The following is a 21515-nucleotide window of genomic DNA, read 5'->3' as shown; positions in this document are numbered from 1 at the left end:
CACTCACAACACAAAGCAGGTGCAAACTTCCGCGCATATCATTATTCTTTTGCAAACGGTAGCGGTGCCGTCGAATTAATAGATCAAATGCCGTAAAGAAAATAATACACACATCGTAATCACTGCCTTACAGCATGTGAGCATTCTGCAACAACAGAGGGTAAATGGATGGATGGTCAACAACAGGGTGACCAGCTGAAACGCGGCCTGAAAAACCGCCATATTCAGCTTATTGCCTTAGGTGGCGCTATCGGTACCGGGTTGTTTCTCGGTATCGCGCAAACAATAAAAATGGCTGGCCCGTCGGTGATTTTGGGCTACGCCATCGGCGGATTCATCGCTTTCCTGATTATGCGCCAACTGGGTGAAATGGTGGTGGAAGAGCCGGTTGCCGGCTCATTCAGCCATTTTGCCTATAAATACTGGGGTAACTTCGCCGGTTTCGCCTCCGGCTGGAACTATTGGGTGCTGTATGTGCTGGTAGCGATGGCGGAACTGACCGCGGTCGGGATCTACGTACAGTATTGGTGGCCGGAAATTCCGACCTGGGTCTCGGCGGCGGTGTTCTTCCTGGCGATTAACGCCATTAACCTGGCCAACGTCAAAGTGTATGGCGAAATGGAATTCTGGTTCGCCATTATCAAGGTGGTGGCGATTATCGGCATGATCGTATTCGGTGCCTACCTGCTGTTCAGCGGCATGGGCGGCCCGGAAGCCACGGTGACCAACCTGTGGGCACAGGGCGGCTTCTTCCCGAACGGCGTGATGGGACTGGTAATGGCCATGGCGGTTATCATGTTTTCCTTCGGCGGTCTGGAGCTGGTGGGCATCACCGCGGCGGAGGCCGACAACCCGCAGGCCAGCATTCCAAAAGCCACCAATCAGGTCATCTACCGTATCCTGATCTTTTATATCGGCTCGTTGACCATTCTGCTTTCTCTCTACCCGTGGGGCAAAGTGGTCGAAGGCGGCAGCCCGTTCGTGCTGATCTTCCACGCGCTGAACAGCAATCTGGTCGCCACCGTGTTGAATATCGTGGTGCTGACCGCCGCGCTGTCGGTCTACAACAGCTGCGTATACTGCAATAGCCGCATGCTGTACGGCCTGGCGAAACAGGGCAACGGACCGAAAAGCCTGCTGAAGGTCGACGGCCGCGGCGTACCGGTGATCGCCATCGGCGTATCTGCGTTGGCCACGGCGTTCTGCGTATTGATCAACTACCTGATCCCGGGGCGCGCCTTCGAACTGCTGATGGCGCTGGTGGTCTCCGCTCTGGTGATCAACTGGGCGATGATCAGCCTGGCGCACCTGAAATTCCGCGCTGCCAAAAATCGCGACGGCGTAGAGCCTAAGTTCAAGGCCTTCTGGTATCCGTTCAGCAACTATCTGTGCCTGCTGTTTATGGCCGGTATCCTGGTGATTATGTACCTGACACCGGGCATTCGCATTTCGGTGCTGCTGATCCCGGTCTGGGTGGCGGTGCTGGCGATTGGCTACGCCATCAAGCAGCGCAGCCAGCGGGCGCTCGGCAGCGCCACGCGCTGATTTCATCTCTGCCGCAGGCCCGCCACGGCGGGCCTGTTTCATATCACGCCTTTTCCCGCCCGCTACGCCTGCTTACGCAGCGCGTCCCAGACTTTCATCACTTCGGCAATCGCTCCCTGGAAGGTCGCTACGTCAACACCATCCCGAGCTGACGTTGAGATGCCCAGCAAAAAGCTGTTGAATACGGTCGCCAGCGCCCGGGCGTCGGTGCTCGCCGTCAGCTCGCCGGCGGCAATGGCACGTTCGACGCAGCGGATAAATCCGCCATACGTTCGCGCACGCGATTCCGCCAGCGGTTTGGCCACGTCGGCATGCGCGGGCGTCGGCGCACTCATGACGCCGAAAGCGACCATACACCCCTTCGGATGCCCCGGCTCGCACTGCATGGTCGTCGACTGACGCAGCGCCAGTTCAACGGCCTCCCGCGGCGCCAGCGCGTCGTCCCAAAGGCACGCCGTGACGCGCGCATAACTCGCCAGATAACACTGCACCGCCTCGTTGAACAGCGCCTCTTTCGACCCGAAAGCCGCATAGAAACTCGGGGCGGAAATACCACCTCCAATGCTCGCCTTTAGCTGGCTGAGCGAGGTTGATTCATAGCCCTGCTCCCAGAACAGGTGCATCGCTTGTTCGATGGCCTGCTGGCGGTCAAAGCTGCGGGGACGTCCCATTTGTGCCATCGCTGACTCCTTATCTTTTACGACATATATACTAATCGATATATAATTTATTGACAACGTAGCGACGATGATGATTACATTTATATCGATCGGTATATATATCGATATGCTTCGGACGCCGGCTCACCAAGCGACGCCGGAACCTTCTCATCGTCGAAAGGATCTTTTGCGTGAATCACTCATCCACTCAGGCGACATCGGCCACCGCCGCCCGCCTGCCCGTCGCCGTCCTGCTGGCTTTGGCCATGACAGGATTTATCTGTATCGTGACCGAAACGCTGCCTGCAGGCCTGCTACCGCAAATCAGTCAGGGACTCGGCGTCAATCCGGCGCTGACCGGGCAAATGGTGACGGCATATGCGCTGGGCTCGCTGCTGGCCGCCATCCCGCTGACGATTGCAACACGCAGATGGCGGCGGCGTAACGTCCTGCTGCTGACTATCATCGGCTTCCTTCTCTTCAACTCAGCCACCGCGCTATCTACCCACTATGCCGTCACGCTGGTCGCCCGCTTCTTTGCCGGCGTCGCCGCAGGGCTGGCCTGGAGCCTGCTGGCCGGCTTCGCCCGGCGGATGGTCGCGCCTTATCAGCAAGGACGCGCCCTGGCCATCGCCATGGTGGGAACCCCAATCGCTCTCTCTCTGGGGGTGCCTCTGGGGACCTTCATGGGATCGACTATCGGCTGGCGCAGCGCATTCTGGATCATGTCGGCCCTGACGCTGCTGCTGATCGTCTGGGTATACGCCAAAGTCCCCGATTACCCCGGCCAGTCCGCCCATCAACACATGCCGCTGCGCCGGGTCTTCACCACGCCCGGCGTACGCCCGGTATTGGCGGTGGTAATCACCTGGATGCTTGCTCACAACATTCTCTATACCTATATCGCTCCGTTTATCGCGCCGGCGGGAATGGCTGACCGAACCGATCTGGTGCTGTTCGCCTTCGGCGCAGCGGCGCTCGCCGGCATCTGGATCACCGGCCGGCTGGTGGAGCGCCACCTGCGCACCACGGTACTGGCCAGTCTCGCCGCCTTCGCGCTCACCGCGTTCGCCTTCGGCGTCGGTGCGCAAGATCCCGCCGTGATTTATCTGGGGGTGATCGTCTGGGGCATCACGTTCGGCGGTGCGGCAACCCTGTTGCAAACCGCGCTGGCCGATGCGGCGGGAGACGGCGCTGACGTAGCGCTCTCCATGAATGTGGTGGCCTGGAACTCGGCGATCGCCGGCGGCGGCGTGATCGGCGGCATGCTGCTTGATACCTGGGAGGCCAGCGTTTTCCCCTGGGCATTGCTGATCCTGCTGGCCGTTGCGTTCGCCATCGCCTGGTCGTCCCGTGAATACGCTTTCAAACCGGGACACCGTCTCGGCAGTTCCCATATCGTGAGCCACTGAATGCCCACGCCATCCTGAAAAAACACGGCTCACGCCGTGTTCTCGTCTAGGGAATACCGGCTTCTGCCGTCCCTTCTCCGGGTCAAGTTTGCTAACAAGCTCACACTTCTTCCGCCATGGCAGGTTTGTCCATCTCAATAACCATGATTTCCTGATGACTCGCCGCCGAGCAAGGCAATAATCGTTGCCATTCAGTCAGATCCTGCCAGCGCGGAGAGAATGTCCATGAACAGCACTGCCCTTTCGGTAAGAGAAAAGATCGGCTATGGCATGGGAGATGCCGGTTGTAACATGATTGGCGGTGCAATCATGTTATTCCTCAATTACTTCTACACTGACATTTTTGGCCTGACGCCGGCCCTGGTCGGCATATTGCTGCTGTCGGTGCGAGTGCTCGACGCGGTCACCGACCCGATCATGGGAGCTATTGCCGACCGTACCCAGAGCCGTTGGGGGCGTTTTCGCCCGTGGCTACTGTGGGTTTCGCTGCCCTATGTGCTGTTCAGCGTGCTGATGTTCACCACGCCGGAATGGAGCTATGACAGTAAAGTGGTATACGCCTTTGCCACCTATTTTCTGATGTCGTTGACCTACACCGCCATCAATATTCCCTACTGTTCGCTGGGCGGCGTAATTACCGCCGATCCGCACGAGCGCGTCTCCTGCCAGTCGTATCGCTTTATCATGGTCGGCATCGCTACGCTGATCCTGTCCATGACGCTACTGCCAATGGCCGAATGGTTCGGCGGCGACAACAAGGCGCGCGGCTATCAAATGGCGATGGGCGTGCTGGCGCTGATAGCGCTGTTCATGTTCCTGTTCTGCTTTGCCACGGTGAAAGAACGCATTCGCCCGGCGGTGCCCACCCATGACGCATTGAAAGCCGATCTGAAAGACGTGTGGAAAAACGATCAATGGGTGCGCATCCTGCTGCTGACCTTCTGTAACGTCTGCCCCGGCTTTATTCGCATGGCGGCCACCATGTATTACGTCACCTACGTCATGCAACAGTCGGCCTCGTTCGCCAGCCTGTTCATCAGCCTGGGGGTGGTCGGTATGATGCTCGGCAGCGCGCTGGCCAAGCCGCTTACCGACCGATTCTGCAAGCTGAAGGTGTTCTTCTGGACCAATATCGCACTGGCGCTGTTTTCATGCGGGTTCTATTTCTTTAATCCACAGCTGACGTGGTTTATCGTCGCGGCTTACTTCCTGCTGAACATCCTGCATCAGATCCCGTCGCCGCTGCACTGGTCGCTGATGGCGGACGTCGACGACTACGGTGAATGGAAGACCGGCAAACGCATTACCGGCATCAGCTTCTCTGGCAACCTGTTCTTCCTGAAGGTGGGTCTGGCGGTAGCCGGCGCCATGGTCGGTTTCCTGATGTCGTTTTCCGGCTACCAGGCCGATGCGGCCAGCCAAAGCGCCAGTGCGCTCAACAGCATCGTATTGCTGTTCACCGTGATCCCCGGCATCGGCTATCTGATCACCGCCGGCGTCGTGCGACTGCTGAAGGTGGACCGTGAACTGATGAAGCAAATCCAGATCGATCTGGAAAAGCGCCGCACCAACTACCAGGAGCTGGCCGACTACCGCGAGCAACAGCTTGAAGCCAAACATCCGTAAGGAACCAGAGATGAAACAGTATCCCAACCCCCTGATTGAACAGCGTGCCGACCCGTATATTGTTCGCCATAGCGACGGCTACTATTACTTTATCGCCTCGGTACCGGAATACGATCGGTTGGAACTGCGCCGCGCCGCCAGCCTGAACGAACTGGCGCAGGCAACGCCAACGGTGGTGTGGCGCAAACCTGCCAGTGGGCCAATGAGCGCGCTGATCTGGGCGCCCGAACTGCATGTTATCGACGGCAAGTGGTACATCTACTTTGCCGCTGCGCACAGTCCGGAGATTGCCGACGGCCTGTTCCAGCATCGCATGTTCGCGCTGGAGTGCCGTGACGCGGATCCACTGAGCGGGGAATGGCAGGAAAAAGGCCGCATTTACAGTCATATCGACAGTTTCTCGCTGGATGCCACCCACTTTACCCATCGCGGCAAACACTACTATTTATGGGCACAGAAAGATCCGGCCATACGTGGCAATTCCAACCTCTACCTGGCCGAAATGGCCAACCCATGGACGTTGCAAGGCGAACCGGTGATGCTCAGCAAGCCCGAGCTGCCGTGGGAAACCGTCGGCTTTTGGGTTAACGAAGGCCCGGCGGCGATAGTGCACGGCCAGCGGCTGTTTATCAGCTATTCCGCCAGCGCCACCGACGAAAACTACTGCATCGGTCTGTTATGGGCCGATATCGACAGCGACATCACCGATCCGGCGCAGTGGCATAAATCACCGCAACCGGTGTTTCGCACCAGCTATGAGCACCGTCAGTTCGGCCCAGGCCACAACAGCTTTACCGTTGATGAGGACGGCAACGACGTGCTGGTATACCACGCGCGCAATTACACGGAAATCGATGGCGATCCGCTGTATGACCCGAACCGGCATACGCGGATCAAACCGTTGACATGGGATCGGCAAGGCATGCCGGTGTTTGGCGTACCACCGGCAGATAATCACTAACAGACTGCGGGGCGCCGTTGCGGCGCTCCGCCACTTAATGCGCGTTACGCAATGCCTTCACCTGTTCGGCGGTGATATCCGCCGGCAGCCCGCCCCAGGTCACACGCAGATAATTCACCAGCTCCGCCACTTGCGCATCGTCCAGTCGCTGGCCAAAACCCGGCATGCTCTGCATGCTTTCGCCATTGGGGAACTGCTGTGCCGGCAAGCCATCCAATACCGAGACGATCAGGTTTTTGCCATCCGCCTGGCGCAGCGTGGCATTACCACGCATTGCCACCGCTACGTGCGGCTTACCCTGTCCGTCGCGGGCGTGGCAGCCAGCGCATTGATCCAGATAGGTGCGCCGACCGGCATCATCACCCTGACCAATTTTGGCTACCACCGCCGGCGGCGGCCGATCACCCATCAGGTAGGTCGCCAGCGCCCGCTGATCCTCCGCCGTCAAATGCTGCGTGCTGAGATCCACCACCATATGCATTTCGCTGAAGGCAGATCCCTGCGGCGCCAAACCGCTGGCAAGGAAGCGGCTGAGATCCGCCGGCGTCCAGCCACGTTGCGCCAGCCCGTTCGGCGTGATGTCCGGCGCGATGAAACGCCCCAGGTCGCCGCCCTGCATGGCGTGGTCCAGCGTCATCTGGCCCAGAGCGCCGCGCGGCGTATGGCACTCGCCGCAGTGGCCGAGCACGTCGGCCAGATAGCGGCCGCGCTGCCAGTCTGCCGATTGCCCCTGCGAGCTGGCCGGCAACGGATCGCTATTGCGGAACAGCAGATTCCAGCCAATCAGCGCCATGCGTTGATTGAGCGGGAACGGCAGGTCGTTGTTCGGCGTAGCCACATCCACCGCCGGACGCGTCATCAGATAGGCGTAGATATCATCCGAATCCTGGCGCGTCATGCCCTTATACGAGGTGTACGGCATCGCTGGATACAGATGTCGGCCGCCCGGCGCAACGCCCTGGGTCAATGCCAGGAAGAAGTCGTCTTTGGTCCAGCGGCCGATACCGTGCTCGACCGACGGCGTCAGGTTGCTGCCATAGAGGGTGCCGAACGGCGTTGCCAGCGGATAGCCTCCGGCCAGCGGCGCGCCGCCGTCGGCGGTATGGCATGCCGCACAGTCTGCCGCCCGCGTCAGATAGCGCCCGCGTTCAAGCTGTTGCGCATTGGCCGTTACGTTTTGTGCGGCCCCGTCGTAGCTGCGGTTTTCCCGCCACCACAGCACCGCTACCACGATAATCACCAGCAACACCACCGACAAAGCGAGACGTTTTTTCATTTTGCCGTCTCCTTCAGCAGTCCTGGCGTGTTCAATACCACCTCGCGTACCGCCTGGTAATAGCGAACATAACCGGTACAGCGACAGATGTGGCTATCCAGCGCCTGTTCAATCGCCGCTTCCAGCGCCTCGCGAGCTATCGGCTCTCGCTGCAGTTTTTCCACAAAAAGGGTCGCAGCGTTAACAAAGCCCGGCGTGCAGTAACCGCACTGGAAACTGTAATGGTCAAGAAACGCCTGTTGAATCGGCGAGAGCGTCACTGCGCCCTGTTCGTCCACTTTCGCATGGCCTTCAACGGTGCGGACTTTTTTACCGTTGAAGAAATGCGCGCCGGTAATGCAGGTACGCACTTCTTCACTGCTACCGCTCGGGTGGTCGACGATCGCCACGCAGGCATGGCAGATGCCCTGACCGCAGCCAAGGCGTGAACCGGTCAGATCGAGATATTCGTGCAGAAAATCGATCATCATCAGCCCTTCCGGCACTTCCAGCGGGCCGTACTGTTTGTCATTGATGGTCAGGGTGATTGGCTGGGTTTTGATGCTCATGGTAATACCTCACGAATATTCTCGGCACGGACAGGTAAATCACGGAAACGATGGCCGGTGGCGTCGGCAATGGCGTTGACCAACGCGGCCACCACCGGGATCATCACCACTTCCGCCATGCCCTTCGGCGGATCGGTTTCCGACAGCGCAGGCAGGATATGGTCGGTCTGTTGCCAAACCGCCACATCGCTGGCGCGCGGCAGGTGATAACGGTTGAAGTTCCAGGTTCCGTTACCCGGCCCGTCTTCGTACAACGGTAAATATTCGTGCAGCGCATGGCCGATACCCATCGCGACACCGCCCTGTAGCTGGCCGGACACCAGTTCCGGCACAATCAGGTTGCCGCACTCCATGATCGAATGATGATTCAGCAATTCTACCTGGCCAGTGGCGATATCTATCGCTACCTCCACCAGCGTGCCGACCGCGCTGTAGTAAGTCACGGCGGCGTTATTGCGCTGGGTCGGCGGGTAATAAACCTGCTCGCGCGCCAGCGTACGGTAGTCGCCGCCGGCCTGACGCAAGGCCAGGCCGTCAATCGGCAGCCGTTGGCGCTGATTACCCAGGTTGAACTCGGCTTCGGCCCACTGCCAGCGGTTGAACACATGTACCACCGCACCGGTGACGCCGCCCAGTTGAAAAGCCTTTTTCGCCAACATCTCCAGCGGCAGTACCTGCATACCGGCGGCGGTCAAACCGCCTTCCACCCAGCGGGCGTCTTCTTTGCGCACCACCAGCGGCGCAGCCTGGCCGCCACCGATGCCGGACTGCCAAATGGCCAGCGCCGCCGGCCACAGGCCATGTTCAAACACCAGCCGCGCCGCTTCGCGCGTACTGTGAGAGAAATAAAACGCCGAGTTACTGGCGCTGGAGGGCGAGCAATAACTTGGCGTCCACTGCGGATTGGCCTGCATCGCGTCCTGTTGCTGCTGCGACATCAGATAGGGATCGCCACTGGTCACCATTGGCAACAGTGACCAGTCGGTCACCGAAAAATGCGCTTCATCGGCCGGTTTTCCCAGCCATTGAGCGCAGAGCACCGACTGGGAGGTAGACATGCCGGTGCCCATTTCAGCGCCGCTATGGTGCAACGTAATGCGACCGTCTTCGCTCAGTTCAACCCGGGCGAAAGAGGTTTCCGCGCCGGTGCCGAAATCCTTCTGCACGCAGCCAAAGCCAACGCCGTAGCGCTTGCCGGGATGCTGCGCGTTAAATTCGACTTTGCGTTCGCGACGCTTGAGCCAGATCGGGTGCTGCGCGGCCTTTTCCAGCACTTCATCCGCGCGGATCGCCCCGGCCGGGATCGCCCCCTGGGTATTCTTCATGCCGGACTTCAACACGTTGCGCAAACGGAACTCGATCGGATCGATCTGCAGTTCGGCAGCCAGTTCGTCCACCATCATTTCGGTTGCCGCCATGCTTTGCAGCGTGCCGTAACCGCGCGCCGAACCGGCATCAATGGCGCGTGACGCCAGGCCAACCGACGACAGATCGCTTTTCGGGAAGTAATAGATCGACTGCGCAGCGGTCGCCCCCACCATCACCACCGACGGCGTGAAGTTGCTGCGGCCCCCGCCGTCAGCGGTCATTTCGCCGTGGAAGGATTGCAGCACGCCGGTTTGCCGGTTCACCGCAATGGTGTAGTGCATATCAAACGCGTGGCGCTTCAATGAGGTCTGGAACTGTTCAAAACGGTCATTGGCCAACCGCACCGGATGACCGTCGCCGTACATCGCCGCCACCGCGCCGTAATACGGGAAGTTACAGTGATCTTTTGAACCATAACCCACGGTGTAGCACGGGTGCAGAATCAACTGCTTCAGCGGCGGATTGTGCTGCGCCAACATGCGCGGCATTTCCGCGGCCACTTCCTGTGGTGACTGGGTCGGTACCACCAGATGCAGCGTTTGCGTCGCGCTGTCGTACCAGCCGTTGGCGTTGTCCGGTTCCAGCGCAGCGGTATCAATCGACTGCGTAGTGTAACGACGCGACATCACCAGCCAATCCGCTGGCGGCGAGCGCAACTCATCGGCGATCAGCCCGGCGTAATGCATGCCCTCCTGATCCAGCTTGCCGCCGTCGCGCCCTTCCGGCCAGACCGGAAGGTGTTTGCGCATCCCGATCGGGAAGATCGGGCTATCCTTGAGGCTGGAGAAGCGGTCGTCGTCGAACGGCTGCGCACCGCCGATGCGCACGTAACGGAACGAGCCCCACGGATCGCGCGCCAACGGGCCGGTTTGCGCACCGTATCGGATAACCTCATCGCGGAACTTCAGCGCGTCTTTGGCGAAACGGAAGCGGGCAAAGTCGTGATAGATCAGAATAGCCACCGCCTGGCCGAGATAGGCCGGCGTTTTACCACGCGGCAACAACATGTCGTCGCCGTAAAATGCCGGCAACGCCAGTCCGTCGCGCGCCAGATCGTCTGCGGTAACCAGCCGATCCGGCTGCAACTCCTCCCCCAGCAGCGACAGGTCGACGCCGTCGAACAATCGGTCGGCCTTGGTGACGCGCAGGACAAAGGCATGCGCCTGCCGTTGTGGCCAGTGCGGCATATCCACTGCGCGAATGTCGCGCGCGAACACCTTGTGGCCCATCACCTTTGCGCGGCCGTCAATACGGAAACGGATACGTTTTTGCTGGGCATCCCATGCGGGCGACTGAAGGATTTTTTGTTCGAACAGCGCGGCATAAGCGCGGCTGTAAAGTGGCGCGAGGTAAACGGCTACCCCCGCTATCACTGCGCTTTTAATAAAGCGACGCCGTGACGGGTTAAAATTGCTCATAAATATCCCTTGGTTCTTTATAGTATTTTTAGTGGTGTTGTTGCGCAAACGTGAATACCGTTGCCTTAGACGACATAAGCATATGCTTATCGCTAGAATCATGTGATGATTAACATCTTGTTTTCAACAAAAATACATATACAAAACACATACGGTTTGTGTGGTAAATATAACTTGCGCAAATGAGAGCGGGCGAAAATGACAATAGGCATTGTGATCGCCGCCGCCGGGCGCGGCACGCGGTTTACTCGCGCTGGTGGCAGCGGTAATAAGCTGAACGCATTACTTGGCAACGTAACGGTATTTGAACAAACGCTGAGCCAGGCGCTGGCTTCCGGTATGCCGGTTCAGGTGGTTACCCGGCCGGACAATCTGCCGGTGCAACGGGTTTGCGCCGCGCATCAGATCGCCGTCACGCTGCTGGCCAGCCCCGGTCTGGGCGATTCGATCGCTGCCGGCGTGGCCGCCACGCCACGCTGGGACGGTTGGCTGATCCATCTGGCGGACATGCCGTTTGTCACACCGCAGATTTTCATCCAGACCGCGGCCGCGCTGCGACAATACGCCATCGCACGCCCCTGTTTCGCTCAACGTCCGGGACATCCGGTGGGTTTTTCTGCCGCGTTGCGCGCGCCGTTGTGTGCGTTGCATGGCGACGACGGCGGGCGTAGCCTGCTGCATGGCCAGCAGGTCCATCTGTTTTCTGTTGATTCGGCGGACATCATGCAGGATATTGATTTTCCGTCTCAGCTCTCCGCCAGCGAGTGAATAGCCGATGCAACACCTCGATATTACCGTCGTCAGCCAGGCGATAAGCTGGCTTAAACAGCAACCTGTGTGGCTGTGTACCGTGTTGAACACCTATGGTTCATCGCCTCGCTCTCCCGGCGCACTGATGGCTGCGACGCGCGACGGCCATTATTGCGGTTCGTTATCCGGTGGCTGCGTGGAGGAGGATTTTCTACGCCGCATCGGCGAGGGTGACTATCAGGCTGCCAGCCAGGTGATCCGTTACGGTGAGGGGGGGTTGACGCCCAACGTCGCGCTCCCCTGTGGCGGCGTGTTGGATGTGTTGATCGAATACCTGCCGGCCGGCGATGCCAGCATGCGCTATCTGGCGCAAATTGCCGCGGCACTGGATGGGCATCATGCACTGGTGAAACGACTGCGCTTGCCCAACGCCTGCAGCACGCTGGAGGTCACCGAGTTCACCAGCGCGACGCAGGTGGTGCGACAGGATCGGGAGATTATCTTGCATATCGCCGCCGCGCCACGCTTGCTGATCGCCGGTCTGTCCAGCGTGGCGCTGTTTTGCGCCGAATTTGCCCGCGCGTTAGGCTTTGAAGTTCTGGTATGCGAAAACCGCCCTGATGCATTGGACAACTTCGCCAACCAGTTACCGGCCGACGTTACGCTGCTACAGCAGTTTCCAGCGCGGTTTATTGAACAAGGCGGCTGCCATGCCAATACTGCCGTGGTCGCACTGACCCACGATCCGCGCATCGACGACCTGACGCTGATGGAAGCCATTCATACCCCGGCGTTTTACATCGGCGCCATGGGATCGCAGCACAACAGCGCCCGTCGCCGACAACGGCTGCAACAGATCGCCGAATTTACGCCACAGGATCTCGAGCGTATCCATGCGCCCATCGGCCTGCCGCTAGGCAGTAAAACCCCGGCGGAAATCGCCCTGGCGGTGATGGCCGACATCGTGCAGCAAAAAAACCGCACCCACGTCTGAGCCCGCTGACAGCGGGCGATTCCCGCGGCCACTTGGTTACCTTCCTAAATTGAAAACGTTTACATGGCTTTCTGCGCTTTTTTATATCTTCCAATCCTCATGGCATACCGATTAACAATTAATCACCTATTGGAATCATCTCAAAATACGCCATTAATGTAAGCGATTACATTAATGTGATCAGGCGCACTTTTAACCAGCCGCAGGATCAATAACATAGCGGCCAAAGCAGTTTCACCAAGTTTCATTCGGAGGCGTTATGAGTAAAACTTCCGCAGGCAAGGGCCGCACCAATGCCCAATTGACCTTTTTTGTCTGTTTTCTGGCAGCATTGGCCGGCTTGCTGTTTGGGCTGGACATCGGCGTGATCGCTGGCGCTCTGCCGTTTATTACCCATGAATTCCAGATCACCTCTCAGCAGCAAGAGTGGGTGGTTAGCTCGATGATGTTCGGCGCGGCGGTCGGTGCCGTGGGCAGCGGCTGGCTGTCCTTCCGTCTGGGTCGTAAATACAGCCTGATGATTGGCGCGGTGCTGTTTGTCGCCGGCTCTCTGTGTTCCGCCTTCGCGCCAAACGTCGACGTGCTGCTGGTTTCGCGCGTGCTGCTCGGTCTGGCGGTAGGCATCGCGTCATTCACCGCGCCATTGTACCTGTCGGAAATTGCCCCGGAGCGCATTCGCGGCAGCATGATTTCAATGTATCAATTGATGATCACCATCGGCATTCTGGCAGCCTACCTGTCGGATACCGCCTTCAGCTACAGCGGTTCATGGCGCTGGATGCTCGGCATCATCACTATCCCCGCCCTGCTGTTGCTGGTGGGCGTGTTCTTTCTGCCACGCAGCCCACGCTGGCTGACGTCGCGCGGCCGCGATGCCGAAGCGCACCAGGTACTGGAAATGCTGCGTGATACCAGCGCGCAAGCCAAAGCCGAGCTGGATGAGATCCGCGAAAGTCTGAAGATCAAGCAAAGTGGCTGGGCGTTGTTCAAAGATAACAAAAACTTCCGCCGCGCGGTCTACCTCGGCATTCTGCTACAGGTGATGCAACAGTTCACCGGCATGAACGTGATCATGTACTACGCGCCGAAGATTTTCGACCTGGCCGGCTTTGCCAGCACCGCACAGCAGATGTGGGGAACGGTGATCGTTGGGCTGGTCAATGTGCTGGCCACCTTTATCGCCATCGGGCTGGTTGACCGCTGGGGGCGCAAACCGACGTTGAAGCTGGGCTTCCTGGTGATGGCTATCGGCATGGGCGTGCTCGGCACCATGATGAGCATCGGTATGGCAACGCCGGCGGCACAGTATTTCGCCGTCCTGATGTTGCTGATGTTTATCGTCGGCTTCGCCATGAGCGCCGGCCCGCTGATCTGGGTGCTGTGCTCGGAAATACAGCCGCTGAAAGGTCGTGACTTCGGTATTACCTGTTCGACCGCCGTCAACTGGATTGCCAATATGATCGTCGGCGCAACCTTCCTGACCATGCTAAACAGCCTGGGCAGCGCGCATACCTTCTGGGTCTACGCTGCGCTTAATCTGATCTTTATCGTCCTGACCATCGTGCTGATCCCGGAAACCAAGAGCATTTCGCTGGAACACATCGAACGCAATCTGATGGCGGGCAAACCGCTGCGTGAGATTGGCTCTCGCTAATCCACGTCAACCGCCGATGCTGTGCCTCTGCCGCCCGTTGCCGGGCGGCTTTTTTATGCGTCTTATTTCACACAGCGCGCGCACTGCGCGCTTTGGATCTTCTGGAAGAAGTCATTGCCCTTGTCATCCACCAGGATGAACGCCGGGAAATCCTCTACTTCAATTTTCCAGATCGCTTCCATCCCCAGTTCAGGGTATTCCACGCATTCCAGACTCTTGATGCTCTGCTGCGCCAGTACCGCCGCCGGACCGCCGATGCTACCGAGATAGAAACCGCCGTGCTTGTGACAGGCGTCGGTCACCTGCTGACTGCGATTGCCCTTCGCCAGCATGATCATGCTGCCGCCGTGCGATTGCAGCAGATCGACATAGGAGTCCATCCGCCCGGCGGTGGTTGGCCCCAGAGAACCGGAGGCGTAGCCATCCGGCGTTTTGGCCGGGCCGGCGTAGTAAATCGGGTGATCCTTGACGTACTGCGGCAAACCTTCGCCGCGATCCAGGCGCTCTTTCAGCTTGGCGTGAGCAATATCACGGCCAACAATAATGGTGCCGCTCAACGACAGGCGAGTCGACACCGGATATTGCGACAGCTGCTTGAGGATTTCGCCCATCGGTCGGTTCAGATCCACTTTAATGGCTTCGCCTTCGCCGGCCTGCCGCAGTTCCTGCGGGATGTATTTGCCTGGGTTATGCTCCAGTTTTTCCAGCCAGATGCCGTCGCGGTTGATTTTGCCCTTGATGTTACGGTCAGCGGAACAGGAAACGCCCATACCGACCGGACATGAGGCGCCGTGGCGCGGCAGTCGCACTACGCGGATGTCGTGTGCAAAGTATTTACCGCCGAACTGCGCCCCCAGACCGAGGTTTTGCGCTTCCTTCAGCAACTCGGCCTCTAGCGCAACGTCGCGGAACGCCTGGCCGTGTTCGTTCCCTTCGGTCGGCAGCCCATCGTAATATTTGGTAGATGCCAGCTTCACCGTTTTCAGCGTGGCTTCCGCCGAGGTGCCGCCGATGACAAACGCCACGTGGTAGGGTGGGCACGCCGCGGTCCCCAGCGTACGCATCTTGTCGACCAGGTAATCCTTCAGTTTGCCCGGCGACAGCAGCGCCTTGGTTTCCTGATACAGGTAGGTTTTATTGGCCGAACCGCCGCCTTTGGCAATGCAGAGGAATTTGTATTCATCGCCGTCCACGCTGTACAGATCGATCTGCGCAGGCAGGTTGCTGCCGGTGTTGACCTCCTGGTACATGTCGAGCGCCGCGTTTTGCGAATAACGCAGGTTGTCCTCGATATAGGTGTTGTACACCCCGCGCGACAGCGCCTCTTCATCACCGCCGCCGGTCCACACCCGCTGGCCTTTTTTGCCGACGATAATCGCCGTGCCGGTATCCTGGCAGGTTGGCAAAATGCCCTTGGCGGCGATTTCCGAGTTACGCAGGAATTGCAACGCAACGTAGCGATCGTTTTCGCTGGCGTCCGGATCGGCGAGAATGTCGGCCACCTGTTGCTGGTGCGCCGGGCGTAACATGAACGACGCGTCGTGGAAGGCATGCTGGGCGAGGAGGGTCAGGGCTTGCGGGGCGACTTTGAGGATTTCCTGCCCTTCGAATTCGGCAACGGTAACGTGGTCGCGGCTCAGCAGATAGTATTCGGTATCGTCTTTCTTCAGCGGGAACGGATCTTGATAATGGAACGGTTTATTCGACATTTATCTCTCACTTGCAACATCAGCTGCGTTAAATTCACACTTTCAGCGCGTAATTCGGGTTCGCTGCGTCAAAAAAACTCACCTTACCTTACGTATTTTCAGCGAGTCGGTTATTGCGCAAAATCGCAAAATAACCCCTTTAACGGTAAGGAATTACTACTGGCCAAGTTTTTTCAACCTCATCCATTGAGAACTGCGGGTACAGACTCATCAAGCACGAATTATTATCCCGCAGTTAACACCTTGATTACAATCTGTGGTTATCGATCGGGTTATCATTATTGATGGGATATTGTCTGGAACGCTCGCCTGGCCTATGCTAGCGGCAATGAACAAAGTAAGAATCCCCATAGCGCTGCAACAGGCGGTAATGCGCTGTCTGCGAGAAAAACTGCAGCTGGCGGCAGAGCATTTTGCCGAAGAATTTGCCGAACCCAAGATCGTTTACCAGCAACGCGGCACCAGCGCGGGCACCGCCTGGCTGCAAGCCTGGGAAATCCGCCTCAACCCGGTGCTACTGCTGGAAAATCAGCACGCCTTTATCGATGAGGTGGTGCCGCATGAACTGGCGCACCTGCTGGTATTCCGGCGTTTTGGCCGCGTGGCACCGCACGGCAGTGAATGGCGCTGGATGATGGAAAGCGTGTTGCGCGTCCCCGCCAGCCGCACCCATGGTTTTGAAACCGCATCGGTACAGAGCAAAACCTTTCCTTATCAATGCGCTTGCCAACGGCATCAGTTGACGGTGCGCCGCCATAACCGGGTGTTGCGCGGTGAAAGCGAATACCGCTGCCGCCGCTGCGGCGATAAACTAAGATTTATCGCTGGCGAAACGCATGAGTTAAACGATTTATAAGTTAAAACAAGCATATTGCGAGATTTGCTCCTGTCGATAACTTCCGTTACCCTGCCTGCTTTGCCAAATTTGAGCTGTTTTGGAATATGCTTCGCAAAATTTTGTTCGCAGTCATTTTTATCTCCGGCGCGGTACAGGCGCACGGTATCAACAACTTTTCACAAGCCAAAGCCGCGGCAGCCAAAATCAATCAGGACGCCCCCGGCAGCTTTTACTGCGGATGTAAAATCAATTGGCACGGCAAAAAAGGCCTCCCCGATCTCAACGCTTGTGGTTACCAGCCGCGTAAAAACGCCCAGCGTGCCGGGCGCATTGAATGGGAGCACGTGGTGCCTGCCTGGCAGTTCGGCCACCAGCTGCAATGCTGGCAGGATGGCGGGCGCAAAAACTGCAATCGCGATCCGGTCTACCGTCAGATAGAAACCGATCTGCATAACCTGCAACCGGCGATTGGCGAGGTCAACGGCGATCGCAACAACTTCATGTACAGCCAATGGCGCGGCGGCGAAGGCCAGTATGGTCAGTGCCCAATGAAGGTCGACTTCAAGCACAAGCAGGCCGAACCGCCGGCGCGTGCACGCGGCGCCATTGCCCGCACCTACTTCTACATGCGCGATCGTTATCATCTGCGCCTGTCACGCCAGCAGACCCAGCTGTTTGAGGTCTGGAACCGTCAATATCCGGTGAGCCAGTGGGAATGTCAGCGCGAGGCACGCATCGCTAAGGTACAGGGCAACCGCAACCCGTATATTCAACAGGCTTGTCAGCGACAAAAGGGCTGACCTACTATACCCTGCATATTTGAAGCTGCATCGGTGCTGGCACTATTGCTGCCCGCCGAATCTTTTATCTATGGGTCAGAAAAATCTATGCGCATACCTCGCATTCATCACCCGGAGCCGCTGCGTTCCGATACGGAAATCGTCCTGAGCGAAGACGCGGCCAACCACGTTGGTCGCGTACTGCGCATGAGTCCAGGCCAATTGCTGCAACTGTTTGACGGCAGCAACCAGGTGTTCGATGCTGAAATCACGCGGGTGGATAAAAAAAGCGTTCAGGTGCAGATCGGTGCCGGACGGCAGGAAGATCGCGAGTCGCCGCTCAATCTGCATTTGGGGCAGGTGATTTCGCGCGGCGAAAAGATGGAATTCACCATTCAGAAATCCATCGAGCTGGGCGTCAATACCATCACCCCGCTGTTCTCGGAACGTTGCGGGGTAAAGCTGGATGGCGAGCGCCTGGCCAAGAAACTGCAACAGTGGCAAAAAATCGCCATTGCCGCCTGCGAACAGTGCGGCCGCAACCGCATTGCGGATATTCGCCCGGCGATGCCGCTGGAGGCCTGGTGCGCCGAGCAGGACGACAGCCTGAAGCTGAATCTGCACCCGCGCGCCAGCCACAGCATCAATACGCTGGCGTTGCCGGTGAATCACGTTCGCCTGTTGATTGGACCGGAAGGCGGCCTATCCGCCGACGAAATTGCGATGACCTCAGCGCATGGATTTACTGATATCCTGCTGGGGCCACGCGTTCTGCGTACAGAAACCACCGCGCTCACCGCGATCACCGCATTGCAGGTGCGTTTTGGCGATCTGGGTTAAGGAGAAGAGAAAGAATGATTAAGCTCGGCATCGTGATGGACCCTATCGCATCCATCAATATCAAGAAAGACACCAGTTTCGCCATGCTGCTGGAAGCCCAGCGCCGCGGTTGGGAACTGCACTACATGGAGATGAACGATCTCTATCTGCACGCCGGCGACGGCCGTGCCCGCACGCGACAGCTGGCGGTCAAGGAAGACAAGGAAAGCTGGTACAGCTTTGGCAGCGAACAGGATCTGGCGTTGCAGGATCTGGACGTGATCCTGATGCGCAAGGATCCGCCGTTTGATACCGAATATATTTATGCCACCTATATTCTTGAGCGCGCGGAAGTCAAAGGCACGCTGGTGGTCAACAAGCCGCAAAGCCTGCGCGACTGCAATGAAAAACTGTTCACCGCCTGGTTCCCGGAACTGACGCCGGATACGCTGGTCAGCCGCAGCGCGGCACATATCCGCAAGTTTCATCAGCAGCATGGCGACATCATTCTCAAGCCGCTGGACGGCATGGGCGGCGCCTCGATTTTCCGCGTCAAGCAGGACGATCCCAACCTGTCGGTGATCATCGAAACGCTGACCGAACACGGCAGCCGCTTCTGCATGGCGCAGAACTTCCTGCCGGCCATCAAGGAAGGGGATAAGCGCATTCTGGTGGTGGACGGCGAACCGGTGCCCTACTGCCTGGCGCGCATCCCGGCGCAAGGGGAAACCCGTGGCAACCTGGCGGCCGGCGGCCGTGGCGAAGCGCGCCCGCTGAGCGAAAGCGACTGGAAAATCGCCCGCGCGGTAGCACCGACGCTGAAAGAAAAGGGGCTGATTTTCGTTGGTCTGGATATCATTGGCGACCGTCTGACGGAAATCAACGTTACCAGCCCGACCTGCGCGCGCGAGATCGAAGCCGCCTTCCCGGTTTCGATTACCGGGATGCTGATGGACGCCATCGAAAAGCGCCTTGCCGCACGTTAATGTGACCATGATACGGGCGATGGATGTCGCCCGCTGTCGTGACTTCACCGCCTTTTAGCCGCATACTGACGGCTGTTAAACTGCCAATGGATCGAATCCTTTTATCGCCATGAATTTACAGCACCACTTTCTTATTGCCATGCCAACCATGCAGGATCCCCGCTTCAAGCGTTCGGTGATTTATATCTGCGAGCACAACGAAGAAGGCGCCATGGGTTTGGTGATCAATAAACCCGTGGAACAGTTCACGGTAGAAAGCGTGCTGAGCAAACTGCAGATTCTGCCTATCGAACGCGATCCGGCCGTCAACCTCGACAAACCGGTGTTTGCCGGCGGCCCACTGGCGGACGATCGCGGGTTTATCCTGCACACCCCCTGTTCCGGTTTTGGCTCAAGCATTCAGATTTCGCCGGAAACCATGATAACCACCTCCAAAGACGTGCTGGAAACCCTCGGTACGCCGGAGCAGCCGCAAGACGTGCTGGTCGCTCTCGGTTATGCCGGCTGGGAAAAGGGCCAGCTCGAGCAGGAAGTGCTGGAAAACGTCTGGCTGACCATCGAGGCCGACAGCGATATCCTGTTCCACACGCCGATAGCCAGCCGCTGGCGCGAGGCGGCCAACCGCCTGGGCATCGACATCCGCAGCATCGCCAATCACGCAGGACACGCCTGATGAGTAACCGCACCATCATCGCCTTTGATTTCGGCACCAAAAGCATCGGCGCGGCCATCGGCCAGGAAATTACCGGTACCGCGCGCGCGCTGGCAGCTTTCAAGGCGCAGGACGGCACGCCGGACTGGCAAAAAATTGAAAAGCTGCTGAAGGAATGGCAGCCGGATCTGGTGGTGGTCGGTCTGCCGCTCAACATGGACGGCAGCGAACAACCGCTGACCGAACGCGCCCGCAAGTTTGCCAACCGCCTGCATGGGCGTTTTGGAGTAAAGATCGACCTGCACGACGAACGCCTGAGCACCGTAGAAGCCCGTTCCCACCTGTTCGATCGCGGCGGCTTTCGCGCGCTGGACAAGGGCAGCGTCGACTCGGCGTCGGCGGTGGTGATACTGGAAAGCTGGTTCGAACAGCATCTGGGATAAGTTGGCGTGGCACGCTCGCGTTAGCGTGGCGTAACGGCAATAGCCGATTCCCCCTGGCCAGCGCCTGTTCAGGATAATATTCCCTGCGCAATACGCTGTCGCAGTCCCTGTTCAAAGGTCTGCATACCGAACTGCGCGCCGGTTTGCAGCACGCTGGCCAACTGATGGATTTTGCCGTCGCGGATCAGGCTGCTGACCGCCGGCGTCGCCGTCAGGATCTCAAAAATCGCCGTGCGCCCTCCGCCCGGTTTGTTCACCAGTTTTTGTGCGATCACCGCCTGCAGGCTGCCGGCCAGCTGTGCGCGCACGTAGGGTTTTTCTTCCGCCGGGAACACGTCCACCAGCCGTTCCACCGCCTGCGGCGCGTTGCGGGTGTGCAGCGTCGCCAGCACCAGATGGCCGGTTTCTGCCGCCGTCAGCGCCTGGCGAATGGTCATCAGGTCACGCAGTTCACCCAGCAGAATCACGTCGGGATCTTCACGCAGCGCGGCGCGCAAGGCCAGCTCGACGCTGTGGGTATCACGCCCCAGTTCACGCTGGTGGATCAGCGAGCGCTGGCTGTGGTGAATAAACTCGATCGGATCCTCCAGCGTCAGAATGTGCCGCCGCTGGTGGCGATTGATCTCGTCGATCATCGCCGCCAGGGTAGTGGATTTGCCGCTGCCGGTGGCACCGGTCACCAGGATCAGACCGTCCTCGCGCCGGGTCAACGCCGGGATAATCGCCGGCACCTGCAAGGCGGCAAGCCGGGGGATATGCTCGGCAATCATGCGCAACGCCAGCGAAATACCGCCGTGATGCACAAAGGCATTGGCACGCAGTCGCCGGCCGTCGCGGCTGGTCAGCGTGCCATCGAGCTGGCCACTGGGTTGCAACGCCTGTTGCCGTTGTGGGCCGAGCAGCTTGGCGCATAGGGTCTGTATCGCTGCCGGCGACAGGATTTCCCCCTGCGGCAACGGTTGCAGTTCGCCATCGATGCGCAACATTGGCAGATGTCCGGTACAAAGGTGCAGATCGGAGGCATTATGCTTTACACTAAGGGCCACTAATTCATCGAAATCCATATCAATCTCCTGGG

General features: G+C 58.6%; 19 protein-coding genes. 13 read left to right on the top strand and 6 right to left on the bottom strand.

Going from position 1 to position 21515, the window contains the following annotated elements; translation table 11 throughout:
* The first annotated feature begins 168 nt into the window (after positions 1–168).
* Positions 169–1545: an amino acid permease gene (locus ACCC84_RS12195; RefSeq protein ID WP_004958807.1), complete on the top strand. Its 1377-nt coding sequence runs from the start codon at positions 169–171 to the stop codon at positions 1543–1545.
* 62 nt (positions 1546–1607) lie between these two features.
* Here the strand turns inward: ACCC84_RS12195 and ACCC84_RS12190 are convergent, their stop codons facing one another.
* On the bottom strand, positions 1608–2225 hold the full coding sequence (locus ACCC84_RS12190; protein ID WP_004958804.1) for a TetR/AcrR family transcriptional regulator: 618 nt from the start codon (positions 2223–2225) through the stop codon (positions 1608–1610).
* 170 nt (positions 2226–2395) lie between these two features.
* Between ACCC84_RS12190 and ACCC84_RS12185 the strand changes: the two genes are divergently transcribed.
* The 3 genes from ACCC84_RS12185 (at position 2396) to ACCC84_RS12175 (ending at position 6203) form a co-directional block, all read left to right on the top strand.
* Positions 2396–3616, top strand: coding sequence for an MFS transporter (locus ACCC84_RS12185; protein ID WP_371901948.1), 1221 nt, complete (start codon positions 2396–2398; stop codon positions 3614–3616).
* A gap of 225 nt (positions 3617–3841) precedes the next feature.
* Positions 3842–5242, top strand: coding sequence for a glycoside-pentoside-hexuronide (GPH):cation symporter (locus ACCC84_RS12180; RefSeq protein WP_198773671.1), 1401 nt, complete (start codon positions 3842–3844; stop codon positions 5240–5242).
* 10 nt (positions 5243–5252) lie between these two features.
* On the top strand, positions 5253–6203 hold the full coding sequence (locus ACCC84_RS12175; RefSeq protein WP_198773672.1) for a glycoside hydrolase family 43 protein: 951 nt from the start codon (positions 5253–5255) through the stop codon (positions 6201–6203).
* Between the two features lie 34 nt (positions 6204–6237).
* On the opposite strand, the gene ACCC84_RS12170 is transcribed toward ACCC84_RS12175, so the two are convergent.
* From ACCC84_RS12170 to ACCC84_RS12160, 3 genes are read right to left on the bottom strand one after another with little or no spacing between them, the layout of a single operon-like run.
* Positions 6238–7479, bottom strand: coding sequence for a cytochrome c (locus ACCC84_RS12170; protein WP_004958793.1), 1242 nt, complete (start codon positions 7477–7479; stop codon positions 6238–6240).
* On the bottom strand, positions 7476–8027 hold the full coding sequence (locus ACCC84_RS12165; RefSeq protein WP_004958789.1) for a (2Fe-2S)-binding protein: 552 nt from the start codon (positions 8025–8027) through the stop codon (positions 7476–7478). Before ACCC84_RS12165 ends, ACCC84_RS12170 begins: the two co-directional genes overlap by 4 nt.
* Positions 8024–10813 (bottom strand): xanthine dehydrogenase family protein molybdopterin-binding subunit, encoded by a 2790-nt coding sequence (locus ACCC84_RS12160; protein WP_371901947.1) that lies wholly within the window; start codon positions 10811–10813, stop codon positions 8024–8026. The genes ACCC84_RS12165 and ACCC84_RS12160 overlap by 4 nt, the downstream gene beginning before the upstream one ends.
* A 198-nt stretch (positions 10814–11011) precedes the next feature.
* Here ACCC84_RS12160 and ACCC84_RS12155 point away from each other — a divergent pair, with 198 nt between their 5' ends.
* The 3 genes from ACCC84_RS12155 to ACCC84_RS12145 all read left to right on the top strand — a co-directional run bounded on the left by ACCC84_RS12155 (position 11012) and on the right by ACCC84_RS12145 (position 14211).
* Positions 11012–11581 (top strand): nucleotidyltransferase family protein, encoded by a 570-nt coding sequence (locus ACCC84_RS12155; RefSeq protein WP_004958785.1) that lies wholly within the window; start codon positions 11012–11014, stop codon positions 11579–11581.
* Between the two features lie 7 nt (positions 11582–11588).
* Positions 11589–12557, top strand: a complete 969-nt coding sequence (locus tag ACCC84_RS12150; RefSeq protein ID WP_371901946.1) for an XdhC family protein — start codon at positions 11589–11591, stop codon at positions 12555–12557.
* A 259-nt stretch (positions 12558–12816) separates the two neighbouring features.
* Positions 12817–14211 (top strand): sugar porter family MFS transporter, encoded by a 1395-nt coding sequence (locus ACCC84_RS12145; RefSeq protein ID WP_371901945.1) that lies wholly within the window; start codon positions 12817–12819, stop codon positions 14209–14211.
* A gap of 62 nt (positions 14212–14273) precedes the next feature.
* On the opposite strand, the gene fumA is transcribed toward ACCC84_RS12145, so the two are convergent.
* Entirely contained in the window at positions 14274–15920 is a 1647-nt protein-coding gene (gene fumA / locus ACCC84_RS12140) for a class I fumarate hydratase FumA (protein WP_004958776.1), read from the bottom strand.
* A 328-nt stretch (positions 15921–16248) separates the two neighbouring features.
* Here fumA and ACCC84_RS12135 point away from each other — a divergent pair, with 328 nt between their 5' ends.
* From ACCC84_RS12135 to ruvX, 6 genes are all read left to right on the top strand, one after another.
* Positions 16249–16776, top strand: a complete 528-nt coding sequence (locus tag ACCC84_RS12135) for a SprT family zinc-dependent metalloprotease (protein ID WP_371901944.1) — start codon at positions 16249–16251, stop codon at positions 16774–16776.
* A gap of 86 nt (positions 16777–16862) precedes the next feature.
* Complete coding sequence (endA, locus tag ACCC84_RS12130; protein ID WP_004958770.1) at positions 16863–17558, top strand: deoxyribonuclease I; 696 nt, start codon at positions 16863–16865, stop codon at positions 17556–17558.
* Between the two features lie 87 nt (positions 17559–17645).
* The gene (rsmE, locus tag ACCC84_RS12125) at positions 17646–18377 is read left to right on the top strand and encodes a 16S rRNA (uracil(1498)-N(3))-methyltransferase (RefSeq protein WP_004958767.1); all 732 of its coding nucleotides are present in this window, start codon (positions 17646–17648) and stop codon (positions 18375–18377) included.
* 14 nt (positions 18378–18391) lie between these two features.
* Positions 18392–19342, top strand: a complete 951-nt coding sequence (gene gshB / locus ACCC84_RS12120) for a glutathione synthase (protein ID WP_004958765.1) — start codon at positions 18392–18394, stop codon at positions 19340–19342.
* 109 nt (positions 19343–19451) lie between these two features.
* Entirely contained in the window at positions 19452–20015 is a 564-nt protein-coding gene (locus tag ACCC84_RS12115; RefSeq protein WP_004958763.1) for a YqgE/AlgH family protein, read from the top strand.
* Positions 20015–20437, top strand: a complete 423-nt coding sequence (ruvX, locus tag ACCC84_RS12110; RefSeq protein ID WP_004958759.1) for a Holliday junction resolvase RuvX — start codon at positions 20015–20017, stop codon at positions 20435–20437. The genes ACCC84_RS12115 and ruvX overlap by 1 nt, the downstream gene beginning before the upstream one ends.
* Positions 20438–20505: 68 nt before the next feature.
* Here ruvX and ACCC84_RS12105 read toward each other — a convergent pair whose 3' ends face one another.
* Positions 20506–21501, bottom strand: coding sequence for a type IV pilus twitching motility protein PilT (locus tag ACCC84_RS12105; RefSeq protein ID WP_004958757.1), 996 nt, complete (start codon positions 21499–21501; stop codon positions 20506–20508).
* Positions 21502–21515: the final 14 nt, after the last annotated feature.

This window comes from Serratia odorifera, assembly GCF_041448735.1.
In the GTDB taxonomy this organism is placed as follows: Bacteria; Pseudomonadota; Gammaproteobacteria; order Enterobacterales; family Enterobacteriaceae; genus Serratia_F; species Serratia_F odorifera.
Note: the sequence above shows the minus strand (reverse complement) of the source record. Positions and strands in the feature narration are given on the sequence as shown.